The sequence below is a fragment of the Sulfidibacter corallicola genome, from assembly GCF_017498545.1.
Classification (GTDB): domain Bacteria; phylum Acidobacteriota; class Holophagae; order Acanthopleuribacterales; family Acanthopleuribacteraceae; genus Sulfidibacter; species Sulfidibacter corallicola.
Map to the genome: position 1 here is coordinate 9,137,366 of NZ_CP071793.1, position 21,667 is coordinate 9,159,032.

Below are 21,667 nucleotides of genomic sequence, written 5' to 3' on the forward strand. Positions count from 1 at the left end.
ATCGGATCGGGTGTGGCTCATCCATCGAAACGCTGTTTCAATTGTTTGTAGCGCGTGCGCCCGATCGGCAGCCGTTCACCATTTCGCAACACCGCGGCATAGCGACTTCCGCGCCCACTGATCAGGCTTTCCACGACATTCATGTTTACGATGTACGATTTGTGGATCCGTTCGAAGTTCGGCGGCAACACTTTCTCTAAGCGTTCCAACGATTTGTCGTGCAGCATGGGCGCCGCGTCGGAGCTGTACAATTCCGAATAGGGACCGGCCCCCTGAATGTAGCGAATGGTATCGAGAGACACGAGCGCCAGGCGGCTCCCCTGCTTGACGGCCAGATACTTCGTATGCGAGCAGACACTGCGACGGCGATCCGAAACGCGTGACAAGGCGGCTTCCAAACGCTTCTTGCCAAAGGGTTTTGCAATGAAATCGAGCACGCCGAATTCGAAGGCCTGAAGCGCGAACTGGGTATTGGCCGAAATGATGATGGTGTGAAAGGCGCCGGCGACCGCCTGCTTCAGCAAGGCGAACCCGTCCTTCCCCGCCAGATCCAGGTCCAACAGCAAGAGGTCAGGCGGATGTCGTTCGAGCCATTGTTGGGCTTCCGGCAGGGATTCGGCCGTGTGCATCCGAGTGAGATCGTCGCCGAGAATGTCCTTGCACAGCCGGGCATTGCGCTCGCGAATCACGGGCTCATCTTCCACGACGAGGATATGCATGCTGTCTCCCTAAAACCGCGGTAGGCGCGTTGATGAGGGCTCGGCCCACCTGGCTACGCCTCGCACCAGGACAATTCCGTGTGCCACCGGCCACTGGAAGGCCCACTGATCAGCGACCAGTTGCCCGGATAGCACTCCTCCAAACGGGTTTTGATGTATTGCAGACCCAATCCCTCGGAACGGGTGTCGCCGCTTTCGGTCGGCGCCTCACCCGGCGAACCTTCGCCCAAGGGAGCCGAGAAACGGTAATGGTTTTTTGCGATTTTGCATAAACGGAACACGACTTCGCGGTCTTGGTTCGGACCATGGGTGATGCCGTTTTCGATCAGTGTGTGGAACAGGGTGGGCGGTACCGATTCCTCGCCGCTAATCCCCTCGCAATCCAGGCGATACCGATTCTTTCTACGAAATGCCATGATGCGCAGGTGACGTCGACAGAGCGCCAGTTCGTCTTCCATCTTGACCGACGATTTGGCACACATGCGTCGGAACAGGGAGAACTCTTCGGCCAAGGCCTCGATGAAGTCCGGTGCCTCTTCGGGGTGTGTCTCGAACCAGGCCATGGACGCGGTCAACGAGTTCATGAGGTAGTGGGGTTGAATCTGCTTCTTTTGAAGTTCGAGCTGAAGGCGCTCCACGCTCGAGGTCAGTCTGTCGATGTGACCAGCGTGGGTAGACAGATCGGCTTGCGCACGGGCCGCGGATCGCGCCAGGGAAATGGACACGGCGAGGACCAGCCCGACGAACCCATAAAGGACCGTCGGGAATGCCGCGAAGTGCCAAGGCCAGGCGAACAGCCCGATTTCGGCCAGAATGTCGCAGGCACCGACCGCAAGGAACAGGGTCAAGCCAAGGCACAGGATCCAGCCGCTGCCAGCCAGGATTTGGTGTCGCCGGCGCGCCATCTCCACCCCGCACCGTCCCAGCTCGAGCATGCAGCCCAGCAAAAAACCCTGTCCCCATCGTTGAACCCAGATTTCGGCGGGCCACAGCGCGAGCAAGGCGACGGCGGTCGCACCAGTGAGGCAGCAACCGATCCAAAGGCCGCGCCGTTCGGCCTCGACACTCGCCTGCGCGAATGCCAGGATCGCCATCACCGAGCCCCACAGGAAGAAATACTGAAGGCCGGGCAACAGGTGATTGGCCAGAGGATCGTCGGTGAAGTAGTGTTGAAAGCGAAGGCAACACAGTGCGGCGCAGCAGCCGGTAAACAGGGAGAAGTGTAGGTGGAATCGGGCGGCAGGTTGAAACAGGAACATGGCCAGGTGCAGGAAGCAAAAGGAGAGAAACATGCCGGTCAATCCCATTTGGTGAACGGTCGCCCAGTGACTCAGCCTGGCCCGTTCCCCGAAAAGATCGCTCAGGGCCCCGAACCTCACCTTCTCGCGCGACGGGCCATCCCGGATGACCCGTACCCATGAGCCTTCCTGCCTAAGGGGGAAGGGAACGACCTCGGGCAAACGATGGCCGGGCAGCTTGTCACCGCGCACGTGGCGTGGCCAAATGCGCACCTCGTCCACATAGAGCGTCAGCCCCTCATCCAGTGGGTCGACCAGGACACCCGCCTGAATGTCCGAGGCCCCCGGAGACGTGGACAGAACGAAGCGAAGGTGCGGAACCCCGGCCTCCCCGGTGGCGGGTGGCGGGTCGGTCTGCCAACCTGAGTCAATCCACCACGCCACGGCGTGAGCTTCGAGGGGAACCGCCAAGTCGATGCCCAGATCGGCCAGGGAATGGTCCGCCGCGTATCCGAATGGATGTGACAGCAACGCCATCCCGAAAAGAAAGTACCGGATGCTCGCCATGTTTCCTCCGGTAGAAAACCGCTCAGGTCCCGAGTGCCCATCGGGAAGTGCAGACATTTCGATGGGGTCCACTCGTCCCGGTCCCCAGACTGAAAGCGAAGTCGTGTCCCACACTGGATACCGGATCCCGGCTCATCGCCCCTGACAAGCCGCGTCGCCGAGATTCGAGGTCCGAACTTTGGGAACGGGTCCCTCTTCCATGGCCCATCCGCTTGGCAGGTTTCCCTTGTTGGATGGGCGTTCACTATCGTCAGCGTTATTTAGACGAAAAAAGGTTCAGCATCGACGGTCGTTTTCTCCCTCAGGGAGTTACTGAAAAGCGAAGGAACCGTTTTCACCAATCAGGCCTCAGCGCTTGTTGCAGAGCTTCCTGGATCGGCGTAAGCGAGAATGAGGTGATCGGTTGCTTTTGGCGGACCTTGACGGTTTCTTCGGCGCCCTCTCACGACTGGTGCCCGGGCTGGTAGCTGTACGTGCGGTCCCGTTCGTAGCCGTCGCCCTGCTCGAGCTCGTAGGTGCGGTTGCCCACCCGGTCCAGCGACAGGCTGGTCGTCCGGCGGTTCTGCGGGGTGGCCCGCGTCCACTCGGTCAGCCGGCTGTTGATGTCGTAGCGGTACGTCGTCTCCCAGCGACCTACATCACCGCGGCCCTCCACCATACTGGCGCGACTGCCGTCCGCATGGTAGGTCGCGTGGTAGCGCGTGGCGCTGCCGTCCGGGCGCTCGTGGCTGAGTTCGGTCGGCCGGTTGGCGCGGTCGAAGGCGTACGCGGTCCGGGTCCCGTTGTGTAGGGAGATCTCCTCCGGCAGACCGTTGGCGTGGTAGCCGAACCGCGCCACCCCCTGGCCGTCGACCACCGCCGTCTCCAGCCGGTTGGCCGGGTCGTAGGTGTAGCGCACCGTGAACCCGCGCGCATCCGTCACGCTTTCGCGCGTGCCGTTGTCGTAGTAGCCGATGGTGTGGCCCAAGCCGCGGCTATCGCTGAACTGGTAGGGCCGGTCGAGGTCGTCGTAGTCGATGTGGCGCTCGTAGGTGCCCTCGCTGCCGATCTGACACACCCGGGTCAGATTGCCGTTGGGGTCCCGTTCGCGGTCGATGCTGTGGATCGCGGCGTCCGCGTGGGCGTTGCCCTGCCAGGTCTCGTCCATGATGCGGTCGCGGTAGTCGTAGCCGAAGGTCGCGCTGCCGATCGGGCGCTCGATTGAGGTGCGGTTGTCGTTGGCGTCGTAGCCGAAGCCGGTCACGCCGAGGCCCGGGTGCTGGATGGCCGCCAGGCGGCTCGTCAACTGCAATTCAAACGATATCTTCTATTCCCCCCTTTAGCTCCTCCAAGACCCAATTAAAGATTCTTCTGGAATTTTCACAGGCATCAACCTTTACCTACCGAATATCCTCTTTTTTGGAGTTCATAGTCCTAGCTCACCTACTCTTAATAGCATTTCGTTATCTAACCAATAACTATTTACTATATAAATTTAATTCATTATTCAGGCTTTCATAAAGTCCTTTCGACCATTCGCGATGGTTTAGAAGGATAAAACGATATTATTTTTCAAACACTAAGCCTCAATAATCACCTTAAATCACAAACGCAAAGTAGAAATCTATCATTTGACAGCCAAAGCTACGCTGAATCAATACCGAAGCTCCTTCAGAAATAACTCGTAGTCAATGTTTTAATACTTGGTAGTGAATTTTTTAGGTAAGCTAGTCACCGACGCTTGGTTTGCCTGGCAGCTCTGGAAGAGAAGATCTTCTCCAGTCCCACTCGGGGCTTATTGACCATCGATCAAAGATATCTTGTGCTGAAATCAGTATTCCATAGTCATTATCAAAGATACATTGGCTTAAGTCTCCTTTATCATCCAAAATGTGCACAAGAAAGAATTTAATAATTTTTCTTGCCAATTGTTGCTTGTTGTAATCGAAAGAAATAACATTAAAATTATTTTTCAGCTTACATCTAACTGAAACATCTATCCAATCCCACTCTCTTGCATCTTCAACAGAATTAAGAGGTTGAGCTAATTGCCCGATATTCATAAATGTTTCATTATTATAATAACACAATGTGCAATCATGTCCATCAAAATTAGATACTGAGTTACGAAATCCGAATTTATCAATCAAATCTTTTTCAAAGAAAGAAAGTCTATATTTTGGCAACAAAAAAAGACGCATTCCTTGAGACAAACTCTCCCTCCCTACTTAAGCACTTCTATGAGTAAACTGAGATCGTTGGTAACGGGTATGTGCGAACCAGCCTTGACAACTGTTCTTCTTCCAGCTTTGTTCTTTTCAAGAATAAAACCAAGAACTGGTTTGTCAATTGCTGATTGAGTTCTTTGCACTTGCTCGATGATTTCAGTTGCGCTAGAGGCTTTCTTCACTTGCAAAACTGCATTTGGTAATACTACATCTAAATCGGTCAATAATTCCCCTGGACGTAAAGGATTCGGAAGAGGCACATTGACATCGTCCACGCGAACACCTGCTCTTTCGAGGTCTCTAACGAGGGGCGCAAGACCTGGATCTCCGCCCTGTCGAGCCTTTCGAAGTAATAAAGCACGTCTGTTCCTGTCAGCAATCTCCGCTGCTGATCGTCTTTTTTCTGTAGTCTTCTTTTGTTTTGTTAATAATCGACGAGAAACGATCTTCCCTGATTTTATCCTGCTGGCTGCCCGAACTCCAGCATCGATTGCGGATTGGAAGTTGCCGCCGAGCGACCCCAGCCTGGGTTTCATCAGCTCCCGGCCGAATTGTCTCCCGTAGATGCGTGCAACGCGGCCGGCTGTCGTGGCGGCCCCTTTCGCCTTGGCGAGGGTGACTTTGGCGCCCTGTTTCACCCTTTTGGCGACCGTCGCCGTCTTCTCCACACCCTCCTTGACGACCTTCGCACTGGCCTTGACACCGCGCGTGACGCGGCTCACGCCTTGGGTGACTCCCGCCTTCAGCGTCGCGGGATTCAGCGTTCGGAAGCCCCACATCACCGATATCAGGTTGGTCGTCGCCTTGCCGATCCGCTCCGGATCACCCGATGCGATCGCTTTGCCGTACTCCACGGGCAGGTTGGCACCACCCGTGACCACGCCATTGAACAGCTCCCCGTGGGTCATGCCCTGCTCGGAACCCTTGCCGATCGCGCTCTGCATCTGGAAATCGATGAACTCACCCGTCAGGGCATAGTGGGTCATGCTCACGTTTGTCATGCCCAAGTCGAGTGCCATCTTGACGGTTTCTTCGGCGCCCTCCACCACGACACTCAGCGCTCCTTTGAGCAAGCCCATCACACTCTTTTGCACCGAGGTCTGCGCGATTTGGATATTCGCATTGGCGTCGTGCACCAAATCCATGAACCCGTTCAGGCTGACGTCGTTGTTCCCCGTCGGGTCGATGAAGGCCAACGGGTTGCGGCTGGCGTACTGGTAGCGGTGCAGGCTCGGCGGGCGGTCGAACTGGGCGAAGTCCCATCGGTCCATGCTTGCGAACACGCCCAGATCCTGGTCGTAGTAGCGCGCCTTGGCGTACGTCAGCTCGGTCTCGGGGTCGTACTCATGCCCCGTGAATCCGTAGCGGTTGTAACCGCCCGACGCACTCGCGAACACCTGCTCCTCGCGACCCCACGGGTCGAAGGTCTTGGCCTCGACCAGCGCACCCGCCGCATCCGTCAGCTCGGCCACGCTGCCCAACGGGTCGTGGTGGAACCACTGCACGCCCACCCCGACCCGCTCGCTCGCCAGCCGCTGGCCCGCGAAGGCGTAGCTCGCCAGCGGGAGAGGGTCCCCGCCGGCGCCCGCCCCTTCTTCGTGCTCGCTCAGTACCGCCAACTCGTCCCAGGTGTACAGCATCGCCGAACCCTGGCGGCTGTCGCCCCACTTGCGGATCCGCCGGTCCAAGTCGTCGTAGGCGAAGTTCAACGCCTCGATCCCGTCGTGCTCTACCCGCCGCAGCCGGTCCCGCGCGTCCAACCGCATCCGCGTCGCCGTCGCCCGCTTGGCGAGCCGGTCCACGTCCGTCTTGGCGGTGCGGTTTCCGTTGGCGTCGTAATCGTACAGCACCTGCCGCGAAGCGGTCACCACCTCGCCCTCACGCGTTGTTTCGGTGAACCCGCTGATCTGGTGCCCGGGCTGGTAGCTGTACGCGCGCTCTCGTGCGTAGCCGTCGCCTTCCTCTAGCTCGTAGATGCGGTTGCCCACCCGGTCCAGCGGCAGGCTGGTCGTCCGACGATGTTGCGGTGTGGTCCGCGTCCACTCGGTCAGCCGGCTGTTGATGTCGTAGCGGTACGTCGTCTCCCACCGACCCAAATCACCGCGGTCCTCCACCAGGCTGGCGCGACTGCCGTCCGCATGATAGGTCGCGTGGTAGCGCGTGGCGCTGCCGTCCGGGCGCTCGTGGCCGAGTTCGGTCGGCCGGTTGGCGCGGTCGAAGGCGTACGCGGTCCGGGTCCCGTTGGGTAGGGAGATCTCTTCCGGCAGACCGTTGGCGTGGTAGCCGAACCGCGCCACCCCCTGGCCGTCGACCACCGCCGTCTCCAGCCGGTTGGCCGGGTCGTAGGTGTAGCGCACGGTGAACCCGCGCGCATCCGTCACGCTTTCGCGCGTGCCGTTGTCGTAGTAGCCGATGGTGTGGCCCAAGCCGCGGCTATCGCTGAACTGGTAGGGCCGGTCGAGGTCGTCGTAGTCGATGTGGCGCTCGTAGGTGCCCTCGCTGCCGATCTAACGCACCCGGGTCAGGTTGCCGTTGGCGTCGCGTTCGCGGTCGATGCTGTGGATCGCGGCGTCCGCGTGGGCGTTGCCCTCCCAGGTCTCGTCCATGACCCGGTCGCGGTAGTCGTAGCCGAAGGTGGCACTGCCGATGGGTCGCTCGACCGAGGTCCGGTTGTCGTTGGCGTCGTAACCGAAGCCGGTCACGCCCAGACCCGGATGCTGAATTGCCGTCAACCGACCGGCCAGGTCGTAGGTCCAGGCGCTGACGACCTGCTCGGCGTCGGTGACGGTCTGTTCCGTCCAGGTCGGGTTCCAGTCGTAGCGGGTCTCGGCGCCGTTGGGCTCGATCACCTGTCGCAGATTGTTCAGCAAGTCGTAGGCGTACTGCGTTCGGGCCCGCTCCCCCGACCGTATTAATCATGACCCAGGTTACGGCTTACCCGGTCATCGCACACCTAGCCCGAGTTCTCCAATCGCTTGTATTGCAGGTCACACACCACTTCTTCCAAATCTAGTATGTGAACAAAAGGCTTTAAATCTACCCTAGTGAATGTTTTGAATTTCGGCTATTTGCACCCCGCAGCTTCTCGCTTCTTTTATCAGTCGCTCTGCACTCCCTCTTTCTTTTAACCAAATCTCTATTCGCTTACCATCCAAAAGTAAATCTGTATTAATTTTTGCATCCCGAAACCTCATCTCAGAAAATTTCAACAGTGCCTTGGTGAGACTTATACCTGCAAAACCTTCCTCCCAGCCTCCAAAAACGACCTTGACTTTATTCATCTATTAAAATCTCCCTAATCTTTGGCACTTTACCCTTGTATTTCCCTGTGGACCCTCGCGCTCCTTCAAGTAGTATTTTATCAATTCCCTCTTTTTTTCCTTAAATCCGAATTAATTCATTTAACTCTTTCAGTCCGACCTCCCCAGGTCTCGCCCCATCAATGTGAACACCTTTTAGCCTAGGCGTGTTGCCTTCACGAATCTCGTCAAACATAATTTCCAATTTAACCCTCTTTTTTGTGGTAGCGTTAAGCAACTTTGACCCATCATCATCTAAAACTGTAGTAATGTCTCTCTTAAATGTGGTTTGGGTTGGTGTTGAACCAGATTTCTTTCGGGTTACAGATGCTTGCTCTTTTTTTGGTGTTGGCCTTTTTAAAGAACTTACTTCAGCTCGCGGTTTCTTGCCACGCAAAATGTCGCCAATTGCTTGGATTCGTTCGCTGTTAATGTTCGCAACTGTATTGCGTTTCTTGACGCGCCATTCGTGGCGTGCCGCCTTTCTTCTCGCTTGCTCGGCAGCCTCCTCCACGGACTGGCTCGTCCTCTCGGCGGCGCTCCCTGCGCCATTCCGAAGAGATCTCGGTGTCCCTTTCGGGGTTTCGACGTCGGCACCTCGGGTTCTTGAGCTGGTGGCGTTTTCCTTGGTGACCTTGGCTCGTCGGGTGTCCTCGCCCGCGTCCAACATCTCGTCCGCCCGAGAGGTGGCCTTGGAGCTGTCCAGAGCGTCGGAAGTGGCCTCGATCCCCTCATCCAAACCTTCTGCCGCTTTTCTTCCTTTTCGCGATTTGGTGAACCATTTGCCCACCTTGGCGATCATTTTGAGGACCGGCCCGCCTGAAAGACCAAACAGGGCCATCCCGTATTCAACATTGCCTGCTTCAGGGTTCGTGATCGTTTTGTAGTCGCCGTACGGAGTGATATCAAAGAGAAATTCCGTGGTTATGTTGGCAACTTTTACCGCGGTATCGGTCGACGAATTTACGGTGCCTGGCACTATGCCTCGGGCTTTCAATAACTTTTCGTGATCTTTATCCGTTTCGGCATCGGCTGCTTTCCCCTCGTTACCGGTGGGATCGATGAACCTCAAGGGATTACGGTTCGCGTACTGGTACCGATGCAGACTTGGCGGCATGTCGAACTGGGCGAAGTCCCAGCGGTCCATGCTCGCGAACACGCCCAGATCTTGATCGCAGTAACGGGCCTTAGCGTACGTCAGCTCGGTCTCGGGATCGTACTCGTGCCCCGTGAATCCGTAGCGGTTGAACCCACCTTCGCTGCTGCTGAACACTTGCGCCTCACGACCCCAGGGATCATAGGTTTTGGCTTCGACCAACCGACCCGCCGCATCCGACAACTCGGCGACGCTGCCCAGTGGATCGTGGTGAAACCACTGCACGCCTATGGTAGAGATAGTCAACAAAGGGATAAAGGATTAAGGTCTCGACTGCTTGCAAAAGTTAGATTATCTCTGCGAACCTGCTATGCCGATTGGTTTGATTAGATCCATACTAAAAAGCTTTATACGCTTTCCGCAGCATTCGCTTTGGGTAAAGGACTAGTTTGACACATTTAAAACCAGCGGAGCGCCAAGTTTATCTTAAATTAAAAATCTTATCATTGTCAATATCAACATTCACTCAACAATGCGAGCAGCTCCTCTTTGAATTTTTCCTTCTTGACAAAAAAGGCGGCCATTGTTTATTGTATAATACTCAAATGACAAACCATTCTCATCATCATCTATTTGACAAGTTATTTCTCCTGTTGCGTCTATAATTATTTGAGCAAGCTCAATTAAGATTTTTTCGAAACTTCGATTAAAATCCCTACCTGTATATTGAACTTCAAGCTGTGACTCATAAAGATCGTACTCTAATTCTTTAGAAACAAACAGTTTCAATATTTGATCCACTTTTTGAGTAGTTAGATCATTAATTTTGATCAATCCTTCATACTCACGGATAGTATTTGCCATGCTGTTCACCTAGTCTGTATGTCAATCTTATATTTAGCATTGATTCTATCTGCATTTCGATTAATAAAGTCCACCACCTCCTGGGCTGGTCTATTACCAACAAATTCAAAAAAAGCTTCTCTTCCTGTTTCCCGTGCAGCTCTTAAGGTTTCTCTGATCTGATTTCTACGTCGTTTACTTAAGAAGCTCTTTGGTTTAAAAGCAAATGATTCTCCACCAAAAGTCTGCGCAACATATTCTTGGCTAATGGCATCGAACTCTCTGTTCCCAAAGCCTTCCATCTTGACACTGGCCTCTCCCTTCAATCTTTTTGCCAAAGCATCAGCCGCTGGATCAATATCTCCTGTTGGCAATATTTTTTCCTTATTTTTTAATTGGTTGACTTTGGCATATCTTAGTTTTTTGGTATTAACTTTTATTTTGCGGGATGCGACAACCTTCCCTGATTTTATCCTGCTGGCTACTCGGACGCCAGCGTCGATTGCGAATTGGAAGTTGCCGCCGAGCGACCCCAGCCTGGGTTTCATCAGCTCCCGGCCGAATTGTCTCCCGTAGATGCGTGCAACGCGGCCCGCTGTCGTGGCGGCCCCTTTCGCCTTGGCGAGGGTGACTTTGGCGCCCTGTTTCACCCTTTTGGCGACCGTCGCCGTCTTCTCCACACCTTCCTTGACGATCTTCGCACTGGCCTTGACACCGCGCGTGACGCGGCTCACGCCTTGGGTGACTCCCGCCTTCAGCGTCGCGGGATTCAGCGTTCGGAAGCCCCACATCACCGATATCAGGTTGGTCGTCGCTTTACCGATCCGCTCCGGATCACCCGATGCGATCGCTTTGCCGTACTCCACGGGCAGGTTGGCAACACCCGTGACCACGCCATTGAACAGGTCCCCGTGGGTCATGCCCTGCTCGGAACCCTTGCCGATCGCGCTCTGCATCTGGAAATCGATGAACTCACCCGTCAGGGCATAGTGGGTCATGCTCACGTTTGTCATGCCCAAGTCGAGTGCCATCTTGACGGTTTCTTCGGCGCCCTCCACCACGACACTCAGCGCTCCTTTGAGCAAGCCCATCACACTCTTTTGCACCGAGGTCTGCGCGATTTGGATATTCGCGTTGGCGTCGTGCACCAAATCCATGAACCCGTCCAGGCTGACGTCGTTGTTTCCCGTCGGGTCGATGAAGGCCAACGGGTTGCGGCTGGCGTACTGGTAGCGGTGCAGGCTCGGCGGGCGGTCGAACTGGGCGAAGTCCCAGCGGTCCATGCTTGCGAACACGCCCAAGTCCTGGTCGTAGTAGCGCGCCTTGGCGTATGTCAGCTCGGTCTCGGGGTCGTATTCGTGGCCCGTGAATCCGTAGCGGTTGTAGCCGCCCGCCGCACTCGCGAACACCTGCTCCTCGCGACCCCACGGGTCGAAGGTCTTGGCCTCGACCAGCGCACCCGCCGCATCCGTCAGCTCGGCCACGCTGCCCAACGGGTCGTGGTGGAACCACTGCACGCCCACCCCGACCCGCTCGATCGCCAGCCGCTGGCCCGCGAAGGCGTAGCTCGCCAGCGGGAGAGGGTCCCCGCCGGCGCCCGCCCCTTCTTCGTGCTCGCTCAGTACCGCCAGCTCGTCCCAGGTGTACAGCATCGCCGAACCCTGGCGGCTGTCGCCCCACTTGCGGATCCGCCGGTCCAAGTCGTCGTAGGCGAAGTTCAACGCCTCGATCCCGTTGTGCTCCACCCGCCGCAGCCGGTCCCGCGCGTCCCACCGCATCCGCGTCGCCGTCGCCCGCTTGGCGAGCCGATCCACGTCCGTCTTGGCGGTGCGGTTGCCGTTGGCGTCGTAGGCGTACAGCACCTGCCGCGAAGCGGTCACCACCTCGCCCTCACGCGTCGTTTCGGCGAACCCGCTGATCTGGTGCCCGGGCTGGTAGCTGTATTCCCGTTCCCTTAGGTAGCCGTCGCCCTGCTCGAGCTCGTAGGTGCGGTTGCCCACCCGGTCCAGCGACAGGCTGGTCGTCCGACGGTGTTGCGGTGTGGTCCGCGTCCACTCGGTCAGCCGGCTGTTGATGTCGTAGCGGTACGTCGTCTCCCAGCGACCCACATCACCGCGGTCCTCCACCATACTGGCGCGACTGCCGTCCGCATGATAGGTCGCGTGGTAGCGCGTGGCACTGCCGTCCGGACGTTCGTGGCCAAGTTCGGTCGGCCGGTTGGCCCGATCGAAGGCGTACGCGGCCCGGGTCCCGTTGGGTAGGGAGATCTCTTCCGGCAGACCGTTGGCGTGGTAGGCGAACCGCGCCACCCCCTGACCGTCGACCACCGCCGTCTCCAGCCGGTTGGCCCGATCGTAGGTGTAGCGCACCGTGAACCCGCGCGCATCCGTCACACTTTCGCGCGTGCCGTTGTCGTAGTAGCCGATGGTGTGGCCCAAGCCGCGGCTATCGCTGAACTGGTAGGGCCGGTCGAGGTCGTCGTAGTCGATGTGGCGCTCGTAGGTGCCCTCGCTGCCGATCTGACGCACCCGGGTCAGGTTGCCATTGGCGTCGCGCTCGCGGTCGATGCTGTGGATCGCGGCGTCCGCGTGGGCGTTGCCCTGCCAGGTCTCGTCCATGACCCGGTCGCGGTAGTCGTAGCCGAAGGTGGCACTGCCGATGGGTCGCTCGACCGAGGTCCGGTTGTCGTTGGCGTCGTAGCCGAAGCCGGTCACGCCCAGACCCGGATGCTGAATCGCCGTCAACCGACCGGCCAGGTCGTAGGTCCAGGCGCTGACGACCTGCTCGGCGTCGGTGACGGTCTGTTCCGTCCAAGTCGGGTTCCAGTCGTAGCGGGTCTCGGCGCCGTTGGGCTCGATCACCTGTCGCAGATTGTTCAGCAAGTCGTAGGCGTGCTGCGTTCGGGCCCGCTCACCCGTGGGCGACGGCGCATCCCGCAAGGTCAGGTTGCCCGCCGGGTCATAGGTCATCCGCACCTGCTCGTCCAACTCGTTGGTGGTACTGACCACCCGGCCGTAGAAATCGTGCGTCTGGAACAGGCTGACCCGGCCGTCGTGCACCTCGCCCGGGTACCCCAACTGGTTGTACTGACGGAACTGCGTCACTTGGTCGCCGACCGCCTGGCGCGCCAGCCGGCCGTGGGCATCGTAGCTCGTGCGGCGCGCGATGCCCTCCGCGTCGGTCTGCACCAGGACCCGGTTCTGGCGGTCGTATTGGTTCGTTTCGAGGCGGATCCCGGCCCGCGATCGGGTCAGGAGGTTGCCGAGTTGGTCGAACCCGGCCACCGTCGTGATCCCGCGCCGGTCCACGGTCTGCACGGTCAGGTGCTCGTCGTCGTACGCAGTGCGGATCTCGCCGCCTGCATCGCGCTGCCATAAAAGCCGGTTCAGGCCGTCGTAGTGGAAATGGGTCTCGTTGCCGTTGTAATCGCGGGCGAACCGCAGGTTGGCGGCATCCCACGACTGATGACGCGTCGCACCGCGTGCCGCATCGGTCTGCTCGAGCAGGCGGTCGAGCTCGTCGAACAGGCCCGTGACGGTGTTGCCGCGATGATCCGTGCCCACCACCGTCGTGCGCCCGGCGGATTGGCTGTAACTCCAGTGCGCGGTGATCGTGCCGGTCGCGTGACTGGACTGACGCGTCAAGGGCCGGTCGAAGCGGTCGTAGCTGATCTGGGTGTGAATCCCTCGCGGGTCGGTCGCCTCCACGAGGTTGCCGAAAATGTCGTAGCGGTGGCGGGTGAGGTAGTCGTGCGGTGCCCGCTCCTCCACGACCCGACCCATGCCGTCCACCTGGCGCAGGGTCTCGAAACGCTCGGGATGCTCGACCCGAACGACGCCGTGGTTGGCGTTGTAGTGGTAGCGCTCGACGATGTCGCCCTGACTCATGGCGATGGTCTGGCCGAGCTGGTTCATCTCCACGGTGATCGGCAAGTCCTCGGGCAGGGTCTCGATCACGCGGCGCCCGTGTTGAAGGTAGGCGTAGCTGCGGACCTGGTCGCCGCTGCCGGCAGGGTTGAGGGAGGTGTGCCGCACGACCCGGTTCAGCTCGTCGAACTGCTGGGTCTCGCCCGCACCGGTCGTCCGGTTCCGCCAGCCGAGTAGGTTCCCGCTGGCGTCGTAGTCGTACTCGGTGCGGTGGCCGAGCGGATCGACCTTGAACGCCACCCGGTTGAGCGGGTCGTAGCTGTAACTGGTGACGTGGCCGTTGCCGTCCACCTCGCGGATGCGGTTGCCCGCCACGTCGTAGTCGAAATCGAGCTGGTGCCCCGTGGCCAGGGTCAGGGCGTCCAGATGGAGGTTCGGGTCGTAGCTGGCCTGGGTGACGGCGCCACGCCAATCCGTGATCGAGGCCACCAGCTCGGTGCCCGCACGGTAGGTTCGCGCCGAATAGAACTGACCGTTGAGGGTTTCGCGCTCGAGGCGGTCGGCCGGGTCGAAATCGCGCACGAAAGTCTTGGTCATGCCCAGGTCCCCCGACCAGACCTCCTGGATCGGGTTACCGTGGATGTCGTAGGTCAGGTCGCGCTGCATGCGCGGCTGGCCCTCGCCGGGGTCGAGGGTCAAGGTGACGGCGCGGTTGAGTTCGTCGTAGCCGTAGCCGATCTCGAGTACGCCGTCTCGGACCCGCTGGGGCTGGCCCATAGGCAGGTGATCGAAGTACTGCATCAGACGGCCGCCACTCTGGTCGGCCGTGGACGTGCGCTCCAGCAAGCGGTCGAGGTGGTCGTAGCGGTAGCTGGTGTTGCGGTCGGCGCTGTCGCGGCTGCTGCGCAATCGGCCACGGCTATCGTAGGTCGTGCGGACCACGTTTCCGTCGGCCAAGGTCTGGGTCTGCGCGTAGCCCAGGTCGTCGTAGCGGTAGCTGGTCTCGTGGCCGCGCGGGTCCGTCACCGTCTCCAGCAGGCCGCGCGCGTCGTAGCCGAACTCGGTCTGGTTCCCCATGGCGTCGTTGACCGCCAGCACCGCGCCCGTGCCCTCGTCGAGGTCCCAGGTCGTGACATTCCCCCGCGGGTCGGTGTAGGTCAGCGGCTTGTTCCACAGGGGATGGTAGGTCCAGGTCTCCTCCATCACGCCGTCCTGGCGCTTGAGGATGGTGTTGCCGTTGGCGTCGTAGCCGTAGCTGAAGCTGCGCCCCGCTTCGTCCGTCTCGCTCAGCAGCAGGACGTCGTCCTCGGTCCAAGTCATTCGCTTGGTGCCTAGCGGGCCCGTGATCTGGATCGGCTGACCGTTGAGGTTGAACTGGTAGCTGGTCGTGCTCAGGTCGTCACTGACGTCCGCGCCCGTGATCCCGTTGCCCTGGTCCCAGTACACGAATCGCGTCGTCAGGCCCTCGGGCTCGCGGATCTCCTTGATCCAGCCCGCGTCCACCGCAAGGTCCGGCAGCTCGCCGGGCGCGTAGTAGACGTAGGTCGTCTCGAAGCCGTTGGGGTTGGTGAACTGGGTCAGGCGGTGGCCCTCGCAGGCCCGGGTATACTGGTAGCGCTCGATTCGCTCGTCGCGCGTTACCTGGACCAGTCGGCCGTCGGTGTCGTGCGCGAAGTGAACCGTGATCGCGGGCACCACGCCCTCGGTCGCGATCGAGGTCAGCAGTGGGTAGAAGCCGCTGTAGTCGTAGCTGAAGACCAGCTTCCGACCGCCTGGCTCCTGGACCTCGCGGATCTGGCGGGTGAGGTCGTCGTAGCGGATCACCGTCCGGTTGCCGAAGGTGTCCTCGATGAAGCGCAGGTTCTGGCCGAAGGTGAACGGCGCCTCGCCGCCCGGATCGAACGGCAGCGGCGGTCCGTAGACGTAGGCCCGGCCCGACTTGGTGATCAGGGTGTAGCCGCCGTAGACGTTGGCCTCCAAGCGCGAATGGACCCCGGGCATCGCCGGCCGGTACTGGCCGTCGCTGTGGCGCCGAAAGACCTGGCCGCTGCCGTCGCCGCCGACGACCTGCAGGATGTCGCAGCCGCCCTCCACCAGGCGCGACTGGTAGTTGTGGATCCAGCCGATGCCCAGCGGGTTGTAGTTCTGGCCGCCGCCGCTGCTGTAACTGCGGGTGAAGGCCAGCCCGCCGTTGAGGCCCGGGATGTGAAGATCGGTACTGCCCACGTTCAGGCTGCCCGAGTTGAGGTTGACGCCGCGCACCACCGTCGACCCGATCGCCATGCGCTTGCGGACCCGCTTGACGATGTCGACCGTGCCGCTTCGGGTCAAGGTGTAGGTGTTGCGGGCCCCGTCGCGGAAGTCGGCCTCGAAGGTCCACTCGAAGAGACCCGGCGTCAGGAAGTCGTGGCTGGATTCGTACTGCCCGGGCGGCAGCGGCACGCCGTCGTAGAGCACGCGGTCGCCCAGCGAGAAACGGACCCGCGTGGCCTCGTGGTTGAGCTGGAAGCCGAGATTGCGGTTGATGGCGCTGCAGCTCGTGTCGGCGTCGCCGACGGGGTCCTCTTCCAGGACCAGCTCGTAGTCGGTCTCGTAGCCGCGGGCCCGCTCGTCTTCGGTCTCGCCGGGCACGATCACGCCGACCCCGCCGATCAGGAACTTGTAGGGCAGCAGGCGCTTGGGGCCGAACACCGGACCCGCTTGGCTATCGAGTGGATCGCCGGTCATCTGCCAGGCCATGAAGCCGCCGGTGGTGGGTGGCTCTCGTTCGAACAGGAAGGGCCGGGCCGCCTCGTGGGGCAGGCGGGCCTCGGCCAGCTCGCCCTCGTCGGTGCCAGTGGTGGGCAGGTCGTCGATGAACATGGTGGTGAAACCGGTGGCCTCGTCGGTGAGGCTGAGGTCCACGTCGCGGTAGTCCTGGAGGTGGCTGTAGGTGTAGCGCTGGGCGAAGACCGGCCAGGCGCGGAAAAGGCCGTCGCCGTCGGGATCGGCGCAGGCGTCGTCAGGCGCCTTGCGATCCACCTCTCGCTTGCGGGCGGTTGGCGGGTTGGTGTCCAGCCAGAGGCTGTGCTCCTCGATGTCGATGACGGCGAGGTCGGCGCCGCGGTCGAGGGTCACGTCGACGGTGGCGGTGAACCCCTCGGGCGCGAGCTGGCCGGCCCGGTCGACGTCGTAGCTGAAGCGGATCTGGTAGCGGGCGTCGGGGTCCCAGACGCTGCCGGCCAGGAGCTGCATGCGCGTGCTGCCGGTGCGGAAGGAATCGGAGACTACGGCGCCGTCCTTGAGGATCTCGTAGCGGTGCAGGCGCAGGTAGGGCAGGTCGGCCGGTGTGAAGGTCGGTGCCACCGCGACGTCGGCGACCTGGCGGTTGCGGCCGTCGAGCGCGACGCTGACCGGCTCGTCGAAGGTGCAACTGTAGAACCCGATCAGGAAGTCGGTGTCCATCGAGTCGGCGAGTTTGGTGATACTACCGTCATCGAGGTCCTGGCTGTCGACGTGGTAGTAGAAGCGGCCATGCACGATGCCTGGCTGGTCGACGGTGAAGGAAAGCTGGAAGCGGCCGAACCCGTCGAAGGTGGTCAGCTCGTAGGGCAGGTCGGCGTCGTGGTGGCCGTCGCGCAGGCGCAGGAAGCCGGGCCGCAGCTCCTGGACAGGGACGTGCTGGTCGCCCAGGTCGAAAAAGAAGTCCTTGCAGGCCAAGCTGGCACTGCAGGCGAAAGCCTCGCGTTCGCCTTCGTTGCCGGGGTCGTGCACGGCGACCTGCACGATTTTAGTGACCTCGACCGGGATGTCGAACGGGTGGCCGCCCGAGCTGTCGGGATCGATGCGGAAGAGCCGGCGGGGCATGCCGTTGCGGTCGGCGCTGCTGACGCCGTTCCAGCCGAAGTCACCAAAGCGGAGCTGGTAGCAGGGATTGCGGTGGGCCGCCTCGGCGGCCGGGTCGTCGAGGCCCAGCAAGTTGCTTCCGGCGCTGTAGCTGACCCCGCAGATGTCGCCGGCCTCCCAGCCGGTGCCGCGCGGGGCGATCCCGGTTTGGGCGGGATGGATGCAGGACCTGCCGTAGACGGGGCCTTCGTAGTCGGCGTTGCCGGGGTAGTCGATCTCGCCGAGCGAGGTGGCGGGGTCGTAGGGCGCCGACACGAGCAGGACGGTCAACGGCGGGGCGCCCCCGCCGGAGATGTCCAGCGCCTCGGCGCGGTCGACGATGCCGCCGCCAAAGGAAACGACGTCGCCGAACTGGCCTGGCTCGAGGTAGAGGCCGTCGCCGAACAAGCGGGCGGTGAAGGAGACGCGCCGCTGGGGCTGGCGCAGGTCGCGTTCTTCGAACAAGGCGGCGTCGGGCCGGTACGGCAGGCTACCGGCCTCGGCGACGAAGTCGGCGGCGATGCCTTCGAAGCCGTCACAGCTCTCGGAGGTGTTGGTGCCCTGGAGTGCGAGCTCGATGGTGTGGTTGGCGATGGGGTTGCCGTGGGCGTCCAGCAGGAACGGGAACAGGCTGGCCACGTGGCCGACGGTGACGATGAAGTTGAAGCTCTCGCTCTCGAAGGTGGTGTCCAGCCGAACGGCGGTGGTGCGGGCCGCACCGGGCTTGACGAGCGCGGTGGCGTCGTTGTTGGCGACGACGGTGGGGTCCTGGGCCGAGCGGGCCACGTAGTGGTAGGCGGAGACCATCGAGAGGTGCTGGTGGGCTTCCTCGAGCTGGACGAAGAGGGCGTTGCGGTCGGTGTAGGGCGGGACCTGGAACCGGAACTCGGCGATACCCAAGCCGTTGGTGACGGCCGCGTGGCTGTGGTAGCCAACGGGGACCTGGTCGCGCTGGTTGCGGAGCTGGAGTTCGATCGAGGCGTCGGGCACCGGGCGGCCCAAAGAGTTGAGGGCGAGGAAGTGGAACTCGGCCTTGCCGGAATCGGCGGGCACGACGTCGAAGTCCCAGCCGGGCACGGTCATGAGGAAGGCCACCTCGCGGTCGCCGAAAACGCGGCGGTCGACCTCGGGGAAGGCGAAGGCGGCGCCCAGGATGTTGAACAGGCTGCTGGCGGTGTTGGCGGTGACGGCGCCGCTGAGGCCGTCGTCGAGCAGCCAGGCGGTGCGGCCGTCGCTGGGCTGGTGGAGTCGGGCGGCGAAGACGGTGGCCTCGCCCAGGGCCAGCGGCGCGGTGGTCAGCCGGACCTGGAGCCCCTGATCGAGCGCGTCCTCCAGGCGAAGCCGGAACGACGCGGGCAGTGGGAACGCGTCCAGGCGGTCTTGATCACCGGGCATGAGGTCCTCGACGCCCAGGCCCTGGGCCGCGGCGTAGCCGAGCACGCCGGGCACGGAGACGGCCCGCAGGTCGGGGTGCAGCGATTCGAGGATACGACGCTCCTGCTGGGCGGCGGCGAGGCCGTCGAGGCGGCGGAACTCGGCGAGGCGTTCGGCGGGGAAGGCTGCAGAGGGCGCGACCGGCCGGGCCGGCAGGGAGTCGGCGTCGAGTGCGAGGGCGACGGGTTCGAGCGCGGCGGACAGGCCGTCGAGCGTGGTCAGGCGGTGGTGGACGCGGGCCCAGGCGAAACCGGCCGTGGGCTGGACCAGGCGCAGGCGCATGGCCTTGGCCAGGGTCCAGCGGGTGTCGGCCACGCGGCGGAGGTAGGCGGTGGCGACCGCGTGCAGGCTGTTGCCGAAGGGCCGCGCGGGGTCGTAGACGGGCAGGTCGGTCGCGGCGGGGACCAGGGGGTGGCCGCCGCCGGAGACGGCCAGCACGGCGAAGCCACCGCAGGTCAGGGCGTTGGTGACGGTGGCGAAGGTCTCGGTTGGCGTTTGAATCGCGAGGTCGAGTTCGAGGCGCTGGCCGGGTGCGAAGTCCAGGTCGGCCGTGGCGATCGGGTTCCCTTCGAGCAGGAGCGCGGGCTTGAGGCGCAGCAGGTGGGCGGGAACCTGCCAGCGGGAGCCGTGAAGGGCGACCAACTCGAAGTCGGCGGGCGTGGCCGGCACGGCGTCCCACGAGAGGATGCGGCCGCCCAGCTCGGCAAGGGCGAGCTCGTGTTCGAGAATCGGGGTGCCGGCGGCGTCGCGGACCAGGAAGCGGGCGCGGTGCTGGAGCGCGCGGGGCAGGGTCGAGGGCGTGAAAGTCGCGAGGCGCTGCTCGACGGTGAACGGGAGGGTCAGGGCCAGGAGGTCGGGACCGGCGGGCGGGGCGACGTAACCGGCGGTCAGGTCGGCGAGGTTGGCGCCGTGGACGGCGAGTTGCTGGTCGAGCCAAGCGAGGAAGGTCGTGGCACCGTTGTCGGACGGGGCTTGGTCGTTCAGCGGGAGGTCGGCCCCGGCAATGGTTTCGAAGGCGTCGAGCAGGGCGACGGTGTCGAGATCGAAGGCGGCGAAGGCGTCGGTGGTGTCGGGAGGGACGGTGCCGCGGGACAGCGGGTCCAGGGGAAGCCAAGCGCGGTCGCCGGCGCCGGCCCCAGTTCCGCGATAGCCTGAGAGCGGCAGCCAGGCCTCGACCCAGAAGCGCTCGAGCCGAAAGGCCTCGATGCGGCCTTCGGCGAGGATCGGTTCGAAGGGCACGGCGGCGGCGCGCAGGACCTCGGCGACGGCGCCGGGCTCGGCCACGCTCAGCCAGGCGAGGGCGGGCTCGGCCGGCAACAGGACCTGACCGTGGATGACGCGGGCTTCGACGTCCATCTCGGTGAGCAGGGCGGCGAGGAGCAGGGCGGCGTCGAGGTCGTTGGCGGCGCGGTCGTCGAGCACGGTGCGCGGGGCGCGCTGGTTGCCGAAGTAGGGGTCGTGGGCGAGATGGATTTCGAGGTAGCGCAGCAGGGCCAGCGGCGATTGGCGGGCTTCGGCGGGCAGGCGGTCGAGCAGCGGGGTTTGGCTGGTTTTAGCCTGGTGTTCGGGACCCGCATTGCCTGAAGCCTCGGCCAGGAGGTCGACGGTGTCTACGGTGCTTGGCGGCGGTCCGCGGCGGAGTGGCACCGCGCCGGCTTCGGGGCTGGCCCACAGTGGGGCCCAGGGGGCCAAGTCGGAAGGTTCAGGCTCGGCCAGCAGGGCGGTCATGCGATCAGGGAGGTCGGCCGCGGTTTTGGCGTGGTCGTCGAGTAAGTGTCGCAGGTCGGTCAGGCGGGCCAGCTCGTGCTGAAGGCGGGCTTGGCTTTCGTCTTGGGTCACTAGGTCCATCAGCTCGCGCGTCTGGTGGATCTGGAGGGCCAGCCAGTCGTCCAACTCGGCGCGATCGGACGCGATGGCCGCGGTTTCGTCCTGGCTGAGGTCCCGTTTCTGGCTGGCGTTCAGCCGGTCGCGCAGGCGTGTGGCCAGACGCCGCTGGGCGCGCATGGCCTCGGCGTGATCGGTGGCGCGAGGCAGCTCGGGCCGATAGGTCGGGGTCTGTGCGTACAAGACCGAGGCGCCAATCAGGGCCAGGCAGAGGAAAACGCTTTGGACGGAGCGCGGGTTGGGAACGAATCGGGGCATGGGGACTCCACGGGGGTTACTGGTTTTTGATGTTTGGACGTCACTGCGGCTCTCTGGAACTGCGGGAACAGCGAAGGTGGAGTCGCTTCGGGGCGTTCGGCTGGCAGCCGAACCTACCTGGCGCGACGACCCTTTGGAGGTGGGAACATGACGGGGTATTGGTCGCTTCGATTGACTTGATCGATCGGGGATTTGGGCTTCGCTCTTTGGTGTTGGTTGCTCTCGATGCTTGGGTTGCTTCGATTGGTGGAGCTGGCAGCTCCACCTACAGGCGTTACGACCCTCTCTTGAGACGGGTGCTGTTTGGTTTGGGTCCTTCGATTGGTGGAGCTGGCAGCTCCACCTACAGGCGCTACGACCTTCTCATGAGACGGGTACTGTTTGATTTGGGT

At 62.0% G+C, this 21,667-nt stretch carries 10 protein-coding genes; all 10 read right to left on the reverse strand.

Going from position 1 to position 21,667, the window contains the following annotated elements:
* Positions 1-17 precede the first annotated feature (17 nt).
* Positions 18-719 (reverse strand): LytR/AlgR family response regulator transcription factor, encoded by a 702-nt coding sequence (locus J3U87_RS27745; RefSeq protein WP_237379040.1) that lies wholly within the window; start codon positions 717-719, stop codon positions 18-20.
* A gap of 53 nt (positions 720-772) precedes the next feature.
* Positions 773-2,524 carry a histidine kinase gene (locus J3U87_RS27750; RefSeq protein WP_237379041.1) on the reverse strand — a complete coding sequence of 584 codons (1,752 nt, stop codon included), beginning with the start codon at positions 2,522-2,524 and terminating at the stop codon, positions 773-775.
* A 442-nt stretch (positions 2,525-2,966) separates the two neighbouring features.
* Complete coding sequence (locus J3U87_RS27755; RefSeq protein ID WP_237379042.1) at positions 2,967-3,815, reverse strand: hypothetical protein; 849 nt, start codon at positions 3,813-3,815, stop codon at positions 2,967-2,969.
* A 415-nt stretch (positions 3,816-4,230) separates the two neighbouring features.
* Complete coding sequence (locus J3U87_RS27760) at positions 4,231-4,716, reverse strand: hypothetical protein (RefSeq protein ID WP_237379043.1); 486 nt, start codon at positions 4,714-4,716, stop codon at positions 4,231-4,233.
* Between the two features lie 11 nt (positions 4,717-4,727).
* Entirely contained in the window at positions 4,728-7,157 is a 2,430-nt protein-coding gene (locus tag J3U87_RS27765; protein ID WP_237379044.1) for an RHS repeat domain-containing protein, read from the reverse strand.
* Between the two features lie 81 nt (positions 7,158-7,238).
* Positions 7,239-7,601, reverse strand: a complete 363-nt coding sequence (locus J3U87_RS27770; RefSeq protein WP_237379045.1) for a hypothetical protein — start codon at positions 7,599-7,601, stop codon at positions 7,239-7,241.
* Between the two features lie 171 nt (positions 7,602-7,772).
* The gene (locus J3U87_RS27775; RefSeq protein ID WP_237379046.1) at positions 7,773-8,012 is read right to left on the reverse strand and encodes a hypothetical protein; all 240 of its coding nucleotides are present in this window, start codon (positions 8,010-8,012) and stop codon (positions 7,773-7,775) included.
* Between the two features lie 100 nt (positions 8,013-8,112).
* Positions 8,113-9,411 (reverse strand): RHS repeat domain-containing protein, encoded by a 1,299-nt coding sequence (locus J3U87_RS27780; protein ID WP_449222393.1) that lies wholly within the window; start codon positions 9,409-9,411, stop codon positions 8,113-8,115.
* Between the two features lie 237 nt (positions 9,412-9,648).
* Positions 9,649-9,990 carry a hypothetical protein gene (locus J3U87_RS27785; protein WP_237379048.1) on the reverse strand — a complete coding sequence of 114 codons (342 nt, stop codon included), beginning with the start codon at positions 9,988-9,990 and terminating at the stop codon, positions 9,649-9,651.
* Between the two features lie 5 nt (positions 9,991-9,995).
* Positions 9,996-21,275 (reverse strand): RHS repeat-associated core domain-containing protein, encoded by an 11,280-nt coding sequence (locus J3U87_RS27790; RefSeq protein WP_237379049.1) that lies wholly within the window; start codon positions 21,273-21,275, stop codon positions 9,996-9,998.
* Between the last annotated feature and the right edge of the window lie 392 nt (positions 21,276-21,667).

What these genes read in the sequence shown, in the direction of transcription:
- J3U87_RS27750 (WP_237379041.1), bottom strand. Translation starts at nt 2,524, where the DNA reads ATGGCGAGCATCCGGTACTTTCTTTTCGGGATGGCGTTGCTGTCACAT.
- J3U87_RS27745 (WP_237379040.1), bottom strand. Translation starts at nt 719, where the DNA reads ATGCATATCCTCGTCGTGGAAGATGAGCCCGTGATTCGCGAGCGCAAT.
- J3U87_RS27790 (WP_237379049.1), bottom strand. Translation starts at nt 21,275, where the DNA reads ATGCCCCGATTCGTTCCCAACCCGCGCTCCGTCCAAAGCGTTTTCCTC.
- J3U87_RS27775 (WP_237379046.1), bottom strand. Translation starts at nt 8,012, where the DNA reads ATGAATAAAGTCAAGGTCGTTTTTGGAGGCTGGGAGGAAGGTTTTGCA.
- J3U87_RS27785 (WP_237379048.1), bottom strand. Translation starts at nt 9,990, where the DNA reads ATGGCAAATACTATCCGTGAGTATGAAGGATTGATCAAAATTAATGAT.